This window comes from Cupriavidus sp. H39 (genome assembly GCF_050271075.1).
Lineage (GTDB): Bacteria > Pseudomonadota > Gammaproteobacteria > Burkholderiales > Burkholderiaceae > Cupriavidus > Cupriavidus necator_B.
Genome location: NZ_CP189846.1, coordinates 2,266,664 through 2,281,883 on the forward strand (window position 1 = coordinate 2,266,664; position 15,220 = coordinate 2,281,883).

General features: G+C 68.2%; 16 protein-coding genes. 8 read left to right on the forward strand and 8 right to left on the reverse strand.

Annotation, left to right across the window (positions count from 1 at the left end; genetic code table 11):
* The first annotated feature begins 157 nt into the window (after positions 1-157).
* Entirely contained in the window at positions 158-1,090 is a 933-nt protein-coding gene (locus tag ACOCMH_RS10655) for a LysR family transcriptional regulator (RefSeq protein ID WP_427306942.1), read from the forward strand.
* A 24-nt stretch (positions 1,091-1,114) separates the two neighbouring features.
* On the opposite strand, the gene ACOCMH_RS10660 is transcribed toward ACOCMH_RS10655, so the two are convergent.
* From ACOCMH_RS10660 to ACOCMH_RS10675, 4 genes are all read right to left on the reverse strand, one after another.
* Positions 1,115-2,122, reverse strand: coding sequence for a Bug family tripartite tricarboxylate transporter substrate binding protein (locus tag ACOCMH_RS10660; RefSeq protein WP_427306943.1), 1,008 nt, complete (start codon positions 2,120-2,122; stop codon positions 1,115-1,117).
* A gap of 124 nt (positions 2,123-2,246) precedes the next feature.
* Entirely contained in the window at positions 2,247-3,305 is a 1,059-nt protein-coding gene (locus tag ACOCMH_RS10665; protein ID WP_427306944.1) for a 3-keto-5-aminohexanoate cleavage protein, read from the reverse strand.
* A 53-nt stretch (positions 3,306-3,358) separates the two neighbouring features.
* Positions 3,359-4,201, reverse strand: coding sequence for a TauD/TfdA dioxygenase family protein (locus tag ACOCMH_RS10670; protein WP_427306945.1), 843 nt, complete (start codon positions 4,199-4,201; stop codon positions 3,359-3,361).
* Positions 4,202-4,213: 12 nt separating this feature from the next.
* Positions 4,214-5,194, reverse strand: coding sequence for a quinone oxidoreductase family protein (locus ACOCMH_RS10675; RefSeq protein ID WP_427306946.1), 981 nt, complete (start codon positions 5,192-5,194; stop codon positions 4,214-4,216).
* Positions 5,195-5,355: 161 nt separating this feature from the next.
* Between ACOCMH_RS10675 and ACOCMH_RS10680 the strand changes: the two genes are divergently transcribed.
* Positions 5,356-6,354: an AraC family transcriptional regulator gene (locus tag ACOCMH_RS10680; RefSeq protein ID WP_427306947.1), complete on the forward strand. Its 999-nt coding sequence runs from the start codon at positions 5,356-5,358 to the stop codon at positions 6,352-6,354.
* Positions 6,355-6,364: 10 nt separating this feature from the next.
* Here ACOCMH_RS10680 and ACOCMH_RS10685 read toward each other — a convergent pair whose 3' ends face one another.
* On the reverse strand, positions 6,365-6,796 hold the full coding sequence (locus ACOCMH_RS10685; protein WP_427306948.1) for a PaaI family thioesterase: 432 nt from the start codon (positions 6,794-6,796) through the stop codon (positions 6,365-6,367).
* Positions 6,797-7,020: 224 nt separating this feature from the next.
* On the opposite strand from ACOCMH_RS10685, the gene ACOCMH_RS10690 reads away from it, so the two are divergent.
* Positions 7,021-8,427: a selenium-binding protein SBP56-related protein gene (locus tag ACOCMH_RS10690; RefSeq protein ID WP_427306949.1), complete on the forward strand. Its 1,407-nt coding sequence runs from the start codon at positions 7,021-7,023 to the stop codon at positions 8,425-8,427.
* Positions 8,424-9,089 (forward strand): hypothetical protein, encoded by a 666-nt coding sequence (locus tag ACOCMH_RS10695; protein WP_427306950.1) that lies wholly within the window; start codon positions 8,424-8,426, stop codon positions 9,087-9,089. Before ACOCMH_RS10690 ends, ACOCMH_RS10695 begins: the two co-directional genes overlap by 4 nt.
* Before the next feature lie 9 nt (positions 9,090-9,098).
* Here the strand turns inward: ACOCMH_RS10695 and uraD are convergent, their stop codons facing one another.
* Positions 9,099-9,617 carry a 2-oxo-4-hydroxy-4-carboxy-5-ureidoimidazoline decarboxylase gene (gene uraD, locus ACOCMH_RS10700; protein WP_427306951.1) on the reverse strand — a complete coding sequence of 173 codons (519 nt, stop codon included), beginning with the start codon at positions 9,615-9,617 and terminating at the stop codon, positions 9,099-9,101.
* 125 nt (positions 9,618-9,742) lie between these two features.
* Entirely contained in the window at positions 9,743-10,687 is a 945-nt protein-coding gene (locus ACOCMH_RS10705; protein WP_427306952.1) for a LysR family transcriptional regulator, read from the reverse strand.
* Between the two features lie 393 nt (positions 10,688-11,080).
* Here ACOCMH_RS10705 and ACOCMH_RS10710 point away from each other — a divergent pair, with 393 nt between their 5' ends.
* Genes ACOCMH_RS10710 through uraH (ACOCMH_RS10720) form a run of 3 tightly spaced genes read left to right on the forward strand, consistent with a single transcriptional unit; the run spans position 11,081 to position 13,307 of the window.
* On the forward strand, positions 11,081-12,430 hold the full coding sequence (locus ACOCMH_RS10710) for an MFS transporter (RefSeq protein WP_427306953.1): 1,350 nt from the start codon (positions 11,081-11,083) through the stop codon (positions 12,428-12,430).
* A gap of 1 nt (position 12,431) precedes the next feature.
* Positions 12,432-12,941 carry a hydroxyisourate hydrolase gene (uraH, locus tag ACOCMH_RS10715; protein ID WP_427306954.1) on the forward strand — a complete coding sequence of 170 codons (510 nt, stop codon included), beginning with the start codon at positions 12,432-12,434 and terminating at the stop codon, positions 12,939-12,941.
* 30 nt (positions 12,942-12,971) lie between these two features.
* Positions 12,972-13,307: a hydroxyisourate hydrolase gene (gene uraH, locus ACOCMH_RS10720; protein WP_427306955.1), complete on the forward strand. Its 336-nt coding sequence runs from the start codon at positions 12,972-12,974 to the stop codon at positions 13,305-13,307.
* 67 nt (positions 13,308-13,374) lie between these two features.
* Here the strand turns inward: uraH (ACOCMH_RS10720) and ACOCMH_RS10725 are convergent, their stop codons facing one another.
* Positions 13,375-13,821 (reverse strand): winged helix-turn-helix transcriptional regulator, encoded by a 447-nt coding sequence (locus ACOCMH_RS10725; protein WP_427306956.1) that lies wholly within the window; start codon positions 13,819-13,821, stop codon positions 13,375-13,377.
* Between the two features lie 102 nt (positions 13,822-13,923).
* Here ACOCMH_RS10725 and ACOCMH_RS10730 point away from each other — a divergent pair, with 102 nt between their 5' ends.
* A complete protein-coding gene (locus ACOCMH_RS10730; protein ID WP_427306957.1) occupies positions 13,924-15,168 on the forward strand; it encodes an MFS transporter in 1,245 nt (414 codons plus the stop codon).
* The last annotated feature ends 52 nt before the right edge of the window (positions 15,169-15,220 follow it).

Genomic DNA, 15,220 nt, shown 5'->3' on the forward strand with positions numbered 1-15,220 from the left:
CGGTGGTCGGCTCTGGTGGACGCGATGTCTGTCGGTGGCAGCGTTGATCGTCTGGCATCTGAAAAAACAGAGCAAGAGCAACTTAAGTCGGCTATCGTTGCCTGGCCGGCAACACCACGACGCCCGGCGCCTTCCACACCAGACCTTGAGAACCGACATGCGGGAACTGAACCAGCGCAGGCTGCGCTATTTCCACGAGGTACTGACCCACGGCTCGATCCGCGGCGCTGCCGACAGCATCAACACGTCGCCGTCGGTGATCACGCGCCAGATCCGCCTGCTGGAAGAAGAAGTCGGCGCGCCGCTGTTCGACCGCCATGCGCGCGGCGTGCAGCCGACCGAAGCCGCGCTGCACCTGCTGGAGTACTGGCGCGGCTGCCGCGCCCAGCAGGAGCTGTTCGAGGACCGCCTGCAGGCCTTGCGCGGGCTACAGCACGGCCAGGTGCGCATCGCCACCAGCGAGGGCTATGTCGACGGCCTGATGGATGAAGTGCTGACGGATTTCTGCGCGCGCTATCCCCGGCTCGACGTGACCGTCGACATCCTGCCGGTCAACAACGTGCTGCAAGAGGTGGCGGAAAGCCGCGCCCATATCGGCCTGGCCTACAACCCGCCCAGCCATGCCGACATCGCCTGGGTGGCCACGTCATCGCAGCCGGTGGTGCTGCTGGTGCATGCCGGGCATGCGCTGGCACGTCGCGGCGGCAAGGTCGACGTGCATGAGCTGGCGGACTATCCGCTGGCGATGATGCCGCCGGCGTTCGGACTGGGCCAGGTGGTGCAGATGCTGGCGTACGCCGAGAACATCCAGATCCGCCCGACGCTGACCACCAATTCGCTGGCGGTGCTGCGGCACTTCGTCAAGCGCCATGACGGCATCACGCTGATCGGCGGCTTTGCCGCCTACCGCGAACTGCAATCCGGCGAACTGGTGACGCTGCCGATCGCCCATCCGCTGTTCGAAGCCGCCAAGGCGCGCCTGCTGGTGAAAGCGGGCCGGCCGCTGGGCGTGGCGGCCAATACGCTGCTGGACGGCATCCTGCGCGACATGTCGATGTTCGCGGGCGCGCGCCGGCGCAGGAAACGATAGGCCCCCGGCCGGACCGGCTTGCGGCTACTCCGGCACGAAGTGGATCGAGCGCAGCAGTTCCGCCTGCCGCTCGTAGGCCGCGCGCGCTTCCCTGGACAGCGCCTCGCTGCTGAGCGGCTGCCCGTTGTCCATGCCCATGTCTTCCACGTGCTTGCGGTAGCCGGGCTGCTGCACGATGGCCAGCGTGGCGTTGCGGATCTTTTCCTGCACCGCCGCGGGCACGTCCGGCGGCAGCCACACGCCCATCCAGCCGGGCTCCGTCATCGCCGGGAAGCCGACCTCGGCGAAGGTCGGCACATCCGGCAGCGCGGGGATGCGCTTGGGGTAGGCCACGGCATAGGCCTTTAGCTTGCCGGCCTTGATCAGCGGCAGCGAGGTGGCCAGGCCGTCGAACATCAGCGGCACGTGGCCGCCCATCACATCCTGCAACCCCGGCGGCGATCCCTTGTAGCCGACATGGCTCATGTTCACGCCCGCCAGGCGGTTGAACTGGACCCCGAGGGTCTGCCCGCGCATGCCGGCGGCATACGAGGCATAGTCGATCTGCCCCGGCTTGCTCTTGATGTAGGCCAGCAGTTCGCTGAAGTTCTTCGCCGGCAGCCTCGGGTTGCCCACCAGTACCAGGCCGGTGCGCGCCACCTGGGCAATGGGCTTCAGGTCCTTGAACGGATCGAACGAGACCTTCAGCGCCAGCGGCGTCTCGGAGACGATGCCGCCCTGGATCAGCAGCAGCGTATGTCCGTCGTGCGGCGCCGACAGCAGCGTGCTGACCGCGATCGCGCCGGCGCCGCCGGGCTTCTGCTCGACAATCACCGGCTTGCCCAGCGACTGCGTCAGCCCCTCGGCCAGCAGGCGCGCGAGGATGTCGGCGGTGCCGCCGGCGGGGCCGCCCACCACGATCCTGACCACCTTGGCCGGCCACGCCTGGGCATGCGCGCCCGCGGGGAACGCAAGCGGCGCCACGGACAGCGCCAGGCCGATCATGCATGACAGCGTCGCCCTGCGGCGCGCCGACGGTTGTGCTTGCTTCATGGTTGTCTCCGAATATGCGAGGGTGATCCAGGGCCGCGGCCGGCGCCGTCGTGCGCCTTCGTGCGCCGGTCGTTTGCGGCCCTTGCCCTTCTGCCGGCCCATCGCCGGCTTCTGGCCGCTCGGGTCAGGCGGCCTTGCGCAGGAAGCCCTGATTGCCGCCGTTGCGGTTCGGCGCGAAGCCGTTGGCCGCCAGCGTCTCCTCGACCGTGTCGTAGAACACACCGAGCTTCTGGATCTCGCGCGCTTCCTGTGCCGTTGCCACCTTGCGGCCGAATTCGCCCGCGATGCGCACCAGCTGCTCGATCTGCTTGACCGTGCTCATCTTGGCCGTGCGCGACTGGTTCCAGAGGCAGTCCTCGGTCCCGCAGCGCACATGCAGCCCCAGCGCGATGCCCATCATGTTCACCGGCAGCACGTTGCGCACGGAGCTTTCGACGGTCAGCACGGCGCCGTCCGGCACGGCCCGGACGATGTTGGCAAGGTTGAACACGCTCGGCGCATCCATGCCGCCGCTGATCGCGACCCAGTTCATCACCAGCGGCCCCTTGTAGATGCCGCGCCGGATCAGCCGCTCGACGGATTCGAAGCTATTGACGTTGTAGCACTGGAATGCGCTCTGGATGCCGGCCGCGGAAAGACGGCGGATATGCTCTTCGACCCAGCCGGGCTGGGCGGGAACCGTCATTTCCTTGTAGGCGTTGAAGATCGCGGGATTCTCGCGCGAGGTGCCCTTGAAATCCGCCAGTTCGGCATGCTCGGTCACGTTCATCTGCGAGGTGTTCACCGTCACGGTGACCTGGTCCGGCACGGGATCGAGTTCGGCCAGCATGTGGCGCGTGTCGTCGGACAGCCACTTGGCGGCTTCGCCTTCGTTTTCCGGGGCGAAGCTGATCGACCCGCCCACCTGGATGATCATCTCCGGCACGGCCTTGCGCACCCCGGCGATCAGTTCGTTGAACTTGGACAGGCGCTTCGAGCCTTTGCCGTCGAGCTCGCGCACGTGCAGGTGCAGCACCGTCGCGCCCGCGTTGTAGCAGTCAACGGCTTTCTGGACCTGGTCTGCCATCGTCACCGGGATATCTTCCGGAAAATCGGAAGGCAGCCAGCCCGGCGCATACGGTGCCGCGGTGATGATCAGCGGCTGCTGGTTTTCGGGGAACAGGGATCCATCGAGGTAATGCACGGCATGTCTCCATTTGTCATGGCACCGGCCAGGCCTGGCGGCGCTGGCGCGGCTCAGAACGGCTTGTCGCCGATGATGGCGGCGCGCTCCATCTTGCGCGGCGCCGGCCAGTAGTCCTGCACCGCGTAGTGCTGGGTGCAGCGGTTGTCCCAGATGGCCACGCTGTTGGGCTGCCAGCGGAAACGCACCTGGTATTCGGGAATCGCCGCCTGGCTGATCAGGTAGTTCAGCAGATGGCTCGCGCCCGGGGTCTTGTCCTGCCCGTAGCGCACGTTCTCGGGCGTGTGGAAATTGACAAAGTGGGTGGAGAAGCCACAGACATAGAGCACCTTCTCGCCGGTCTCCGGATGCGTGCGCACCACCGGGTGCTCGACCGCGGGGTACTGCGCGGCAAGCCTGGCGCGGTTCTCCGGGCTCATCGCGGCGCCGAAGGAATGCTCGATGCCGTGCTTGGCGCGCAGGCCGGCGATGCGCTGCTTGATTTCGTCGGGCAGGTTCTCGTAGGCCGCGGCCATGTTGACCCAGATGGTGTCGCCGCCGACCGGCGGCGACTCGATGCAACGCAGCACGCAGCCCATGGGCGGGCATTCGCGCCAGCTGCCGTCGGTGTGGTAGCTGTTCTCGTAGTTCTCGCGCTTGTCGCTGCGATAGATCTGGACCAGCCCGGGATGGTCGGGATCGCTCCCCGCCACCGGATGGTCTTCCAGTTCACCGAAGCGCCGCGCGAACGCCACGTGGTCCGCGCGTGAGATGTCCTGGCCGCGCAGGAACAGCACCTTGTGCGCAAGCAGCAGGGACTTGATCTCGGCAAACAGCGTCGCATCGCGCGCGGCGTCGGCCAGGCTGACGCCGCTCACTTCGGCGCCGATGCTGCAGGTAAGTTCTTGGACTCGCATGGGGACGCTCCTTTACAGCGCAAAGATCGAAGAACCGGTGGTCTTGCGCGACTCCAGGTCGCGGTGGGCCTGGACCGCATCCTGCAGCGCATAGCGCTGGTTGATCTCGATGCGGATCCGGCCCGCGGCCACATGGCCGAAGACTTCCGCGGCCAGTTCCGCCTTCTCGGCAGGATCGGCGATGTAGTCGGCCAGCGCCGGGCGGGTCAGGTAGAGCGAGCCCTTTCTTGCCAACCATTGCGGATCGAACGGCGGGATCGTGCCCGAGGCCGTGCCGACGCAGACCATCAGCCCGCGCCGCGTCAGCGAATCCAGCGAGCCCTGGAAGGTGTCCCTGCCGACGCTGTCGAACACCACCGACACGCCCGCGCCGTCGGTCAGCTCGCGCACCCGGCTGGCCACGTCCTCGCGGCTGTAGTCGATGATGTGAGCGCAGCCATGGGCGCGCGCCAGTTCGGCCTTGGCCGCGGTGGACACCGTGCCGATCACGGTCAGGCCGAGCAGCTTGGCCCACTGCGAGACGATCAGCCCCACGCCGCCGGCAGCCGCGTGCAGCAGGATGGTCTCGCCGCCGCTGAAGGGGTAGATGCGGCGCATCAGGTAGGCCGAGGTCAGGCCGCGCATGGTCATCGCGGCGGCGGTCTCGAAGCCGATCGCATCCGGCAGGCGGATCAGCGGCGCGGCGGGCACCAGGCGCTCGGTGCTGTACGCGCCCAGCGTGTTGGTAAAGCCGGTATAGGTGACGCGGTCGCCTTCCGCGATGTGGGTCACGCCGGCACCGACTGCCTGCACCACGCCGGCAGCCTCCACCCCCATGCCGCTGGGCAGCGGCACCGGGTACGTGCCGTTGCGGAAGTAAGTGTCGGCATAGTTCAGCCCGACGGCGACGTGGCGGATCCGTACCTCGCCCGGACCCGGATCGCCGACTTCGGCGTCCTCGTAGCGGAGAACCTCGGGTCCTCCGGTCTCGTACATGCGAATGGCTTTTGCCAAGGCTGTCTCCTGATTGTGGTGTCCTGCCCGCGCCGCTATCATGGGCGCGGCGTGGAACCATTGTCAGACAGCCGCGGCGCAGCACCCTTGACCGGTCGCGCCACGATTTGCCATTTGACGACGGACACGACCGACGCCCCCACCCACCCCCGCGGCAGCCTATGACCGTCCTTGTTCGCAGCGCATCGCTGACCAAATACCTGGCAATTGCCCGGGGCGCGGGCCTGGACCCGGTGCGGATGGTGGCCCAGGCCGGCCTCGACCAGGCCTGCCTGTACACGCCCGACCTGCGCATCCCCGAAGCGCGCCTGGCGGAAGTGCTGGAAGCCTCGGCCCGGGTGACGGGCTGCCATTCGCTTGGCCTGATGGTGGGGGAATCGTGGCGGCTGTCAGACTTCGGTCCGGTCAGCCTGCTGTTGCAGCACCAGCCCACGCTGCGCGACGCGTTGGCCGAGATCGAGCGCTACCGCCACTGGCTCAGCGATTCCATCGCCATCCTGGTCACCGAGTATCCCGGCATCACGGTGCTGCACGTGACCTTGCAGACCGGCCGGCACCAGCCCGGCAGGCAGGCCATGGAACTGACCGTGGCCGCCTTGCAGAGCCTGATCCGCGCCATCCTGGGCGAGTCGTGGATGCCGCACAGCGTGCATTTCGCGCATGCGGCGCCGGCCGACCTGCGGATCCACCGGCGCCTGTTCGGGCAACGCCTCGCATTCGGTTCGGACTTCGACGGGCTGGTGCTCGCCAGCGGCGACCTGGACCGCGTCAACCCGCTGGCCGATGCCAGCCTGGCCGGCTACGCCCGCAGCTTTCTCGACCTGCAGCCGGGGGCCGGCAAGCCTTCCATCGCCGCGGAGGTGCGGCGCACCCTCAACCAGCTGCTGCCGCGCGGACGCGGCGCGGTGGAACAGGTCGCGCAAAGCCTCGGCACCAGCCCGCGCACCCTGCAGCGCCAACTCGAACAGGATGGCATTACCTTCTCCGCGCTGGTCAATGAAGTGCGGCGCGAGCTTGCGCAGCGCCATCTGCAGGATCCGCGGCGGCCGCTGGCGCAGGTCGCCACGCTGCTGGGGTTTTCGGAACCGAGCGCCTTCTCGCGCTGGTTCGCGGCGCAGTTCAGCAAGTCGCCGACGCGCTGGCGCCAGGACGGCGCCTGAGACGGGCCGCCTACTTCAGGTACTTCATCGTGGCAACGCCGGTTGCCACCAGCAGCTCGCCATCCAGCCACACCTCCGCGCGCGAAAAGAAGATCGAGCGCCCGCGGCGGTCGACCATGCCCTTCGCGGTCAGCAGCTTGCCGGTCCCGTTGCTCAGGAAGTTCGAGGTCAGCGACAGCGTGACCGCGTGGCGCGGCGTCTCGCCTGGCGCGGCGTAGAGGCCGGCATAGCCGGTGGCGGCATCGAGCAAGGTGCAGAGCGTGCCGCCATGCACGACGCGGCTGCGGTTGAGCATGTTGGGCGCGAGCGGCAGTTCCAGCTCCACGTAGTCGTCGCGCCAGTGGGTGATCCTGACCCCGATGCTTTCCAGCGCCGGATTGTCGAGGCTGTATGCCCCACCCTGGTGTTCAGCTCTTGCCGCGTCCATCGATTGGATTTCCATTTCACTCGCCAGGCCTCATTTCTGCGCGATGCGCGGGTTTCCGGCAATCTGTATTTCGCAAACCAGACCTTCCGCCTGCATGAATCCCGCCGGCATGGCGGCACGCGCGGCTTTGACTCGGAATTCATAACGACCTAGTCTAGGTAGGCTTCCCGTGCACTCGGCCAGGCGCCAAGTGACGTACCGGCGATGTCGCAGGTCCGGCAGGACCAGGAGGGCTCACCATGAACATGCGGCCAGATCCGACGTTTCACGCCTCGCCGGAGCTTGCGAGCCGTGCCCCCGCGGAATCCTTTGCCTATACGGTGCTGCTCAGCCCCGGCGGGGCGCAGCCCGATGCGCTCGCGGTGATCGACGTCAAGCCCGGATCGCCGACCTACAGCCAGGTGGTGCACACCGTACCGATGACCCACCACGGCGACGAACTCCATCACTTCGGCTGGAACGCCTGTTCGTCGTCGCTGTCGCCGCTGACCGGCCATGCGTTCCTGGAGCGGCGCTACCTGATCATTCCAGGGATGCGCTCGTCGCGCCTGTATATCGTCGACACCAAGCCGCACCCGACCCAGGCGCGTATCCACAAGATCGTCGAGCCGGACGAGATCTTCCGCAAGACCGGCTATTCGCGGCCCCATACCGTGCACTGCGGCCCGGAAGGCATCTATGTCAGCACGCTTGGCGGCGGCGGGACGGACGGCACCGATGGCGCGCCCGGCATCTTCATCATGGACTGCGAGACCTTCGAGGTGCTGGGCCGCTGGGAGATCGACCGCGGCGAGCAGCAGAAGCACTACGATTTCTGGTGGAACCTGCCGCGCGACTACATGGTATCGAGCGAATGGGCCCTGCCGCCGCAGTTCGAGAACGGCCTGGTGCCCGAGGACCTGCTGGGCAACCGCTACGGGCACAAGCTGCATTTCTGGGACCTGCGGGCGCGGCGCAACGTGCAGACCATCGACCTGGGGGCGAATCACCAGATGGCGCTGGAAGTCCGGCCCGCGCATGATCCGGTGCGCGAGTACGGCTTCGTCGGCGTAGTGGTCGACACCACCAACCTGGAAGGCTCGATCTGGACGTGGTGGCGCGAAGACGGCAAGTTCCACGCCGAGAAGACGGCGACGATCCCGGCGGAACCCGCCGATGCCAGCCAGCTGCCGCCGCTGCTGCAAGGCTTCGGCGCGGTGCCGCCGCTGGTGACCGATATCGATCTGTCGCTGGACGACAGGTTCCTCTATGTGTCCTGCTGGGGCACGGGCGAGATGCGCCAGTACGACGTTACCGAGCCGCGCAAGCCCCGGCTCGCCGGCTCGGTCCATCTCGGCGGCATAGTCCGCCGCACCCCCCACCCCAACGGCAAGCCCTTCGCCGGCGGTCCGCAGATGGTCGAGATCAGCCGCGACGGCCAACGCGTCTATTGGACCAACTCGCTATACTCCACCTGGGACCAGCAGTTCTACCCCGGCGGCGTTCCCGGCGCGCAGGTCATGGCGCAGGCCGGGCCGGACGGCGGCCTGACGCTGGCCGACGATTACTGGGTCGAGTTTCCCGAAGGCTATCGCGCGCACCAGATCCGGCTGGAAGGCGGCGACTGCTCGACCGATTCATTTTGCTACCCCTCGGCCAGGGCTTGACCGGTCACGCCTGGGAACAGCTCGGCCTGTGGTCGGCAGTGCTGGCCAGCGGCCTCTACCACGGCATCAATCCCGCGATGGGATGGCCGCTGGCGGTATCGAACGGAATGCTGGCGCACAGCAGCCGCGCCCTGGTGGCCGCGCTGGGGTATCTGGCGGCCGGGCACGCGCTTGCGGTGCTGGCGGTGACGCTGCCGTTCGGCATGCTGGCGGCCCTGGTCGCCTGGCAGGCGCAGATCCGCATCGGCGCCAGCGTGCTGCTGGTCGGCTGCGGCATCGTGCTGCTGCTCAGGCGCGGCCATCCGCGGGCACTGGTGCGCATCGCGCCATCGCGGCTGGCGCTGTGGTCGTTCGCGGTGGCGATCGCGCATGGCGCCGGGCTCATGCTGGTGCCGATCTATCTTGGCCTGTGCCGCGCCGATAACGATCCGGGGCACCAGGCCGCCGCCACGCTCGCCGGTGCCAACCTGGGCATGGCGCTGGTGGTTGCCCTGCTCCATACGCTGGCGATGTTTGCCGTGGGCGGCGCCATGGCGTGGCTGGTCTACCGCTACCTGGGGCTGCGCTTCGTCTCGCGCAGCTGGTTCAACCTGGAGCTGGTCTGGGCACTCAGCCTGATCCTGGTGGGACTGCTGGCGCTGGGCCTGGAAGCCTTCGGCTAGGCGCCGCGCTCAGCCGGCCAGGCGCGCCGCCAGCCGGCCACGGGTGATGGCCGCGATCTGCGCCAGCGCCTCGTCAAGCTCCTGCTGCGTGCTGCGGCCGATGCGGCGCTCGAAGGCGGCGAAGATGCCTTCGCGCGTGTAGTGGCGCACGCAGATGATGAAGGGAAAGCCGTGGCGCGCCTGGTAGTCGGCGTTGAGCTGCTCCAGCGCGGTCTCCTGCTGCACCGACATCGCATCCAGCCCGGCGCTCTTCTGTTCGGCGCTGGAATCCGCCGTCATGGTCCCCGCGCGGATATTGCGCGCCGACAGCTGCGGGTGCAGGTTGAGGAAATCGCGCTGGCGCGGCTCGTCCAGCTTGCGCACCACGTCCATCATGGCGCCATGCAGCGCCGTCACCGAGGCGAACGGCCGCTGCGCCCAGGCGCCCGCCGCGGCCTGCGGAAAGTGTTCGAACACGCTGCCGAAGGCGTCGGCGAAGGCCGCTTCGTCCAGCGCGTTGACCGACGCCAGGTCGAGTGGTTGAGACATGGAGGCTGCTCCCGTAGGGATCCCGCGCAAGGGGGAATCGTTGAATACGGGGCCGAGTATAGGAACGCCCCGCCGCAGCGGCGAGAGCCCGCGCCCTATAGATCGCATAACAGAAACCGATACCGCTAACGATGCATGTCGCGCAGGTCGCGCAGTGCCTGCGAGGCCGCCGTCAGCATGCCGCGCAGCCAGACATGCGCGGCCGAGCGGTGGCGCGACGGATGCCACAGCTGGTAGAAGCGCATGAAGGGGAACTCGATCGGCGGCTCCAGCACCGCCAGCGGCACATGCTGCGCATGGTAGTTGGCGAAGTGGCGTGCCGTGGTCAGGATCAGGTCGGTGCCGGGGATCAGGCTGGGCGCGAGATTGAAGTAAGGACAGCTGACGCGGTTGTCGCGGTGCACGCGCATGGTGCTCAGGCCCGCGTCGACCAGGCCGCGCTGGTCGCGCGAATACGGTGTCGGCACGATATGCGAGGCGCCCAGGTAGGCCTGCGCGGTGAACTTGCCGGGCTGCGCATGCACGCTGTCCTGCGCCACCACGCACACCACCTCGTCTTCCAGCAGCACCGACAGGTGCAGGTGCTCGGGCGGATTGGGCCAGTTGCCGATCACGATATCGACCGCGCCCGCCGACAAAGCCTGCTCATAGTCGAAGCTGGCCCCGAGCGGCAGCGCCGACAGCCGCGCATGCGGCGCGGCGCGGCGCACGGCGCGCACCACGTGCGCGAAGAACGGCGGCGCCAGGTAGTCCGGCATCGCCACCACGAAGCTCTGCTCGGTGGTGGCCGGGTCGAAGCGGTCGTCCGAGACCAGCAGGTTGTCGAGCGCGCTGAGCGCGGCCTGGGCATTGCGCGCCAGCTGCAGCGCGCGCTCGGTCGGCACCATCACGTTTTTCTCGCGCGTCAGCAGCGGGTCGTTGAAGATCGCGCGCAAGCGCTTGAGCGCGGCGCTGATGGCCGGCTGGGACTGGTTCAGGCGGATCGCGGTGCGCGACACGCTCTGCTCGGCGATCAGGATGCACAGCACCCGCAGCAGGTAGGTGTCGAACGGGTCGTCGGCGCGAATCATATTGGGTCCGTGGAAGGAATCGGGAAAGGCCGGGCGCGTGCGGTGGCCGCCGCTACCGGCGGCGCCGGCGCGCCGGCCAATGGCGACTTTGTAGCGTGTCGCGCACCGCACGGCAACCGGTGCAACCCGGACAAGCGCGGCCGGCCAGCCCGCGCGGGTGGTCCCGAACGGCCTGCTCAGGGTAATCCATAGGTCGGGGCAAGGCCGCCGCCGATCGCCGCAAACCCGCGCCAGGCAAGGCATTGCAGCCCATATCGACGCTGCTATGGGGCCTATACCAGCCCCCTCGTTTCGCATCGGCGGGCCATTCATATACTTGCTCCCAACCCGGCGGGCCGCATGCATTTTTGCCGCAAGGCTGGACCTGGCAGAACACACAAGACAGGAGACATCATGTCGATCACGAAACAAGGCGTCCCGGTATTCGCGGGCACCGCCGACGACGCCGAGGACAGCGTCTACCGCAAGGTGACCTGGCGCCTGCTCCCCTTCCTCGGGGTGCTATGGGTGCTGGCCTGGCTGGACCGCGTCAACATCGGCTTCGCCAAGCTGCAGATGCTGGATTCGCTGGGCTTCAGCGAAGCCGTGTATGGGCTGGGCGCCGGCATTTTCTTCCTGGGCTACTTCTTCTTCGAAGTGCCGTCGAACATGCTGCTGCAGAAGATCGGCGCCAAGAAGACGATCATGCGCATCACCATCTGCTGGGGCGTGATCTGCATGCTGCAGACCTTCGTCACCACGCCCACGCAGTTCTACCTCCTGCGCTTCCTGCTGGGCGCATTCGAAGCCGGCTTCTATCCCGGCGTGATCCTGTACCTGACCTACTGGTACCCGTCGCAGCGCCGCGCGCGCGCCTTCGGCACCTTCATGTCGGCGTCGGCCATCGCCGGCGTGCTGGGCGGCCCGCTGGCCGGCTGGATCATGACCAGCATGGGCGGGGTCAACGGCATGCACGGCTGGCAGTGGCTGTTTATCCTGGAAGGCATCCCGTCGGTGCTGGCCGGCATCTTTGCCTGGTTCTACATGACCGACAAGCCCGAGCAGGCGCGCTGGCTGTCCGACGCCGAGAAGCGCGTGGTGCACGACGCGCTCAAGCGCGACCACGCCGCCCAGGGCGAGCGCGGCCACGACTGGCGCACCCTCTTCACCAATCCCAAGGTGTGGCTGCTGATCGCGATCTTCTTCTGCCTGCTATGCGCCAATTCGACGCTGACCTTCTGGATCCCGACCATCATCAAGGACGTGGGCTTCACCACGCCGATGGCGGTGGGCTGGATCGCCGCGGTGGCCTACCTGTGCGGCGCCGCCGGCATGATCCTCAACGGCGCGCATTCCGACCGCCGCAATGAAGTGCGCTGGCATTTCAGCGGCGCGGCGCTGGTCGGCGGCAGCGCCATGGCCGTGCTGGCCGTGCTGCTCGGGGCGCAGGTGCTGTCGCCGGTGATCGCGCTGCTGGCGATGACCGCCGCGCTGGTCGGCACCATGAGCGCGATCCCGGTGTTCTGGCAGCTGCCCAACCGCTACCTGGCCGGCAGCGCCGCCGCGGTGGGCGTGGCGCTGATCAACTCGGTCGCCAACCTGGCCGGCTTCGGCGCGCCGTATGTGATGGGGCTGATCAAGAACACCACCGGCAAGCTCAGCTCCGGGCTGTACCTGGTGGCGGTGATCGAAGTACTGGCCGCGGTACTGGTGCTGGTGGGCATCCGCCAGCTGCGCGGCAAGCCTGCCCGTCAGGGAGCCTGAGATGGACGACCACACCGTTGATCCCGCCCGCCGGCGCTTCGCGCTGCAATCGATCACGCTGGGTGGCGGCGCGCTGCTGGCCAGCGCCAGCTGGGGCGCCACGCCCGACGCGCCGGCCCCCAACCAGACCGCCGCACCGGTGCAGCAAGGCGGCCTGAGCCCGCGCCTGACGCTGCATGCGCTGGACACCTACCACGGCACGCCCGCGGCCGGCATGCGCGTCGAGATGTTCCGCATCGACAATGGCCAGCGCACGCCGCTGCAGTCCGTCACGCTGGCCGCCAACGGCCGCAGCGAACCGCCGCTGCTGATCGGCGACAGCTACCGCACCGGCACCTATGAGCTGATCCTGCACGCCGACGAGTACTTCGCCGCGCGCAAGGCCTGCCTGCCGCAACCGTCGTTCCTGTCGAAGATCCCGCTGCGCGTGCGCGTCACCGACGCCAGCCAGCGCATCCACCTGCCCGTACTGTTCGGGCCGTGGAGCTACAACTACTACCGCGGCAGCTGAGCCCGCCGCCCCACCCGGAGACATCGCATCATGGCAGGTATCAGCACGCATGTGCTCGACGTATCCCTGGGCCGCCCGGTGGCCGGCATGCAGATCGAGCTGTTCGACGTCGCGGTGCAGCCGCCGCGGCTGCTCGCGCGCACCCGCACCAACCACGACGGCCGCACCGACGCGCCGATGCTGCCGCCGGCGCAGGCGCGCACCGGCGAGTTCGAGCTGCGCTTCTGGGTGGCGGACTACTTCCGCACCCCCGACGTCTTTGCCGACATCGTGCCGGTGCGCTTTACCATCGCCGATGCCGCGCAGCACTACCATGTGCCGCTGCTGTGTTCGCCGTGGAGCTTCGGGACGTATCGGGGCAGCTGAAACTCAGGCCCGCTTGCCCGTGCCGCAAGCACGGGCAAACGCACCGCCCCTCAAAGCACAGGCTTGCCTACCGCGGCTTGCGCACCTCCGCGTCCGCGTGCGACAGCACCTCGCCATCGCTGGACCGCGGCATCATCAGCGGCACCGGCTTGCCGGTGCGCTTTTCCACCATCTGCGAGCGGCGCTCGCCGCGCGCGAACAGGTGGCGTTCGCCCCATTGGCGCAACGCCAGCACGATGGGGAACAGGCTCTCGCCCATTTCCGTCAGCACGTACTCCTGATAAGCGCTGCCGTCCGAGGCCGGGCGGGTCGCCAGGATGCCGGCGTCCACCAGCCGGCGCAGGCGGTCCGACAGGATATTGCGCGCCACCGCCAGGCTGCGCTGGAAGTCGCTGAAGCGGTGCATGCCGTCGAAGGCATCGCGCACGATCATCAGCGACCAGCGGTCGCCGACCAGCGCCAGGGTGCGCGCAACGGGGCAGGTATCTTCGCTCGGGTCCTTGCGGGTAACCATGTCTGTTTGCCTTGGGCACATTGCCTTGCCAAAAGTGGTTGCATTTTAAAACCGATAGGCTTACGCTTCAACTGGTTTTATTTTGCAACCACCTGGAAGCGTATGGAAACCTGTTCCTCCACGCCGGACACGGCATCGCCCCCATCCCGCCCCGCCGCAGTGCCAGCACCCATGCCCCGCGCCGCCGTGCTGCTGTTCGCATGCGCCAGCGGCCTGAGCGTGGCTAACGTCTATTACGCGCAGCCGCTGCTGGATGCGCTGATGGCCGATTTCCACATTGGCGCCGCGGCCATCGGCGGCGTGGTCACCGCCACCCAGGCCGGCTGCGCGCTGGCGCTGCTGTTGCTGGTGCCGCTCGGCGACCTGCTGCCGCGCCGCCGCCTGATGCTGGCGCAGGTGCTGGCGCTGGCCAGCGCGCTGGCCGCCGTGGCGCTGGCGCCGTCCGTGACGATGCTGCTGGCGGGAATGCTGCTGACCGGCCTGCTCGGCACGGCCATGACGCAAGGACTGATCGCCTATGCCGCGGCCGCTGCAGCGCCGCGGGAACGCGGGCACGTGGTCGGCACCGCGCAGGGCGGCGTGTTTGCCGGGTTGCTGCTGGCGCGCGTGGTGGCCGGCGGCGTCAGCGACATCGCCGGATGGCGCAGTGTCTATGTCTGCGCCGCCGCCGCAATGCTGGTGCTGGCCTTGCTGCTGTGGCGGTCGCTGCCGGCGTTGCCCGGCCCCGCGCAGCGCATGCGCTATGCCAGCCTGGTGGCATCGATGTTCGCACTGCTGCGCCGCGACCGGGTCTTGCAGATCCGCGGCACGATCGCGCTGCTGATGTTCGCCGCGTTCAACATCTTCTGGAGCGCGCTGGTGCTGCCGCTGAGCGCCCCGCCCTACCAGCTTTCGCACACGGCCATCGGCGCCTTCGGGCTGGTCGGGGCCGCCGGTGCGTTGGCGGCGGCGCGCGCGGGACGCTGGGCGGACCAGGGCTTGGGCCAGCGCACCACGCTCGCGGCCCTGGTGCTGCTGGTGGCCGCCTGGCTGCCGCTGTCATGGCTGGACCACTCGCTGTGGCTGCTGGCTGCCGGCATCGTGCTGCTCGACCTGGGCGGCCAGGCCATCCATGTCACCAACCAGAGCATGATCTTTCGCGCCGATGCCACCGCGCACAGCCGGCTGGTCGGCGCCTACATGCTGTTCTATGCGGCGGGCAGCGGCCTGGGCGCGATCGCCGCCACGGCGACCTACGACGCGGCCGGCTGGCGCGGCGTCTGTACGTTAGGCGCTGGGGTCAGCTTGCTGGCGCTGCTGTTCTGGGCAGGCACGCGGCGATGGATGCCGGCGCCGGCCATGCCATAGCCTAGGCTCACCCATTCAGGCGGCAATGCGGCGGGCCAGCCCATCGCGGGAC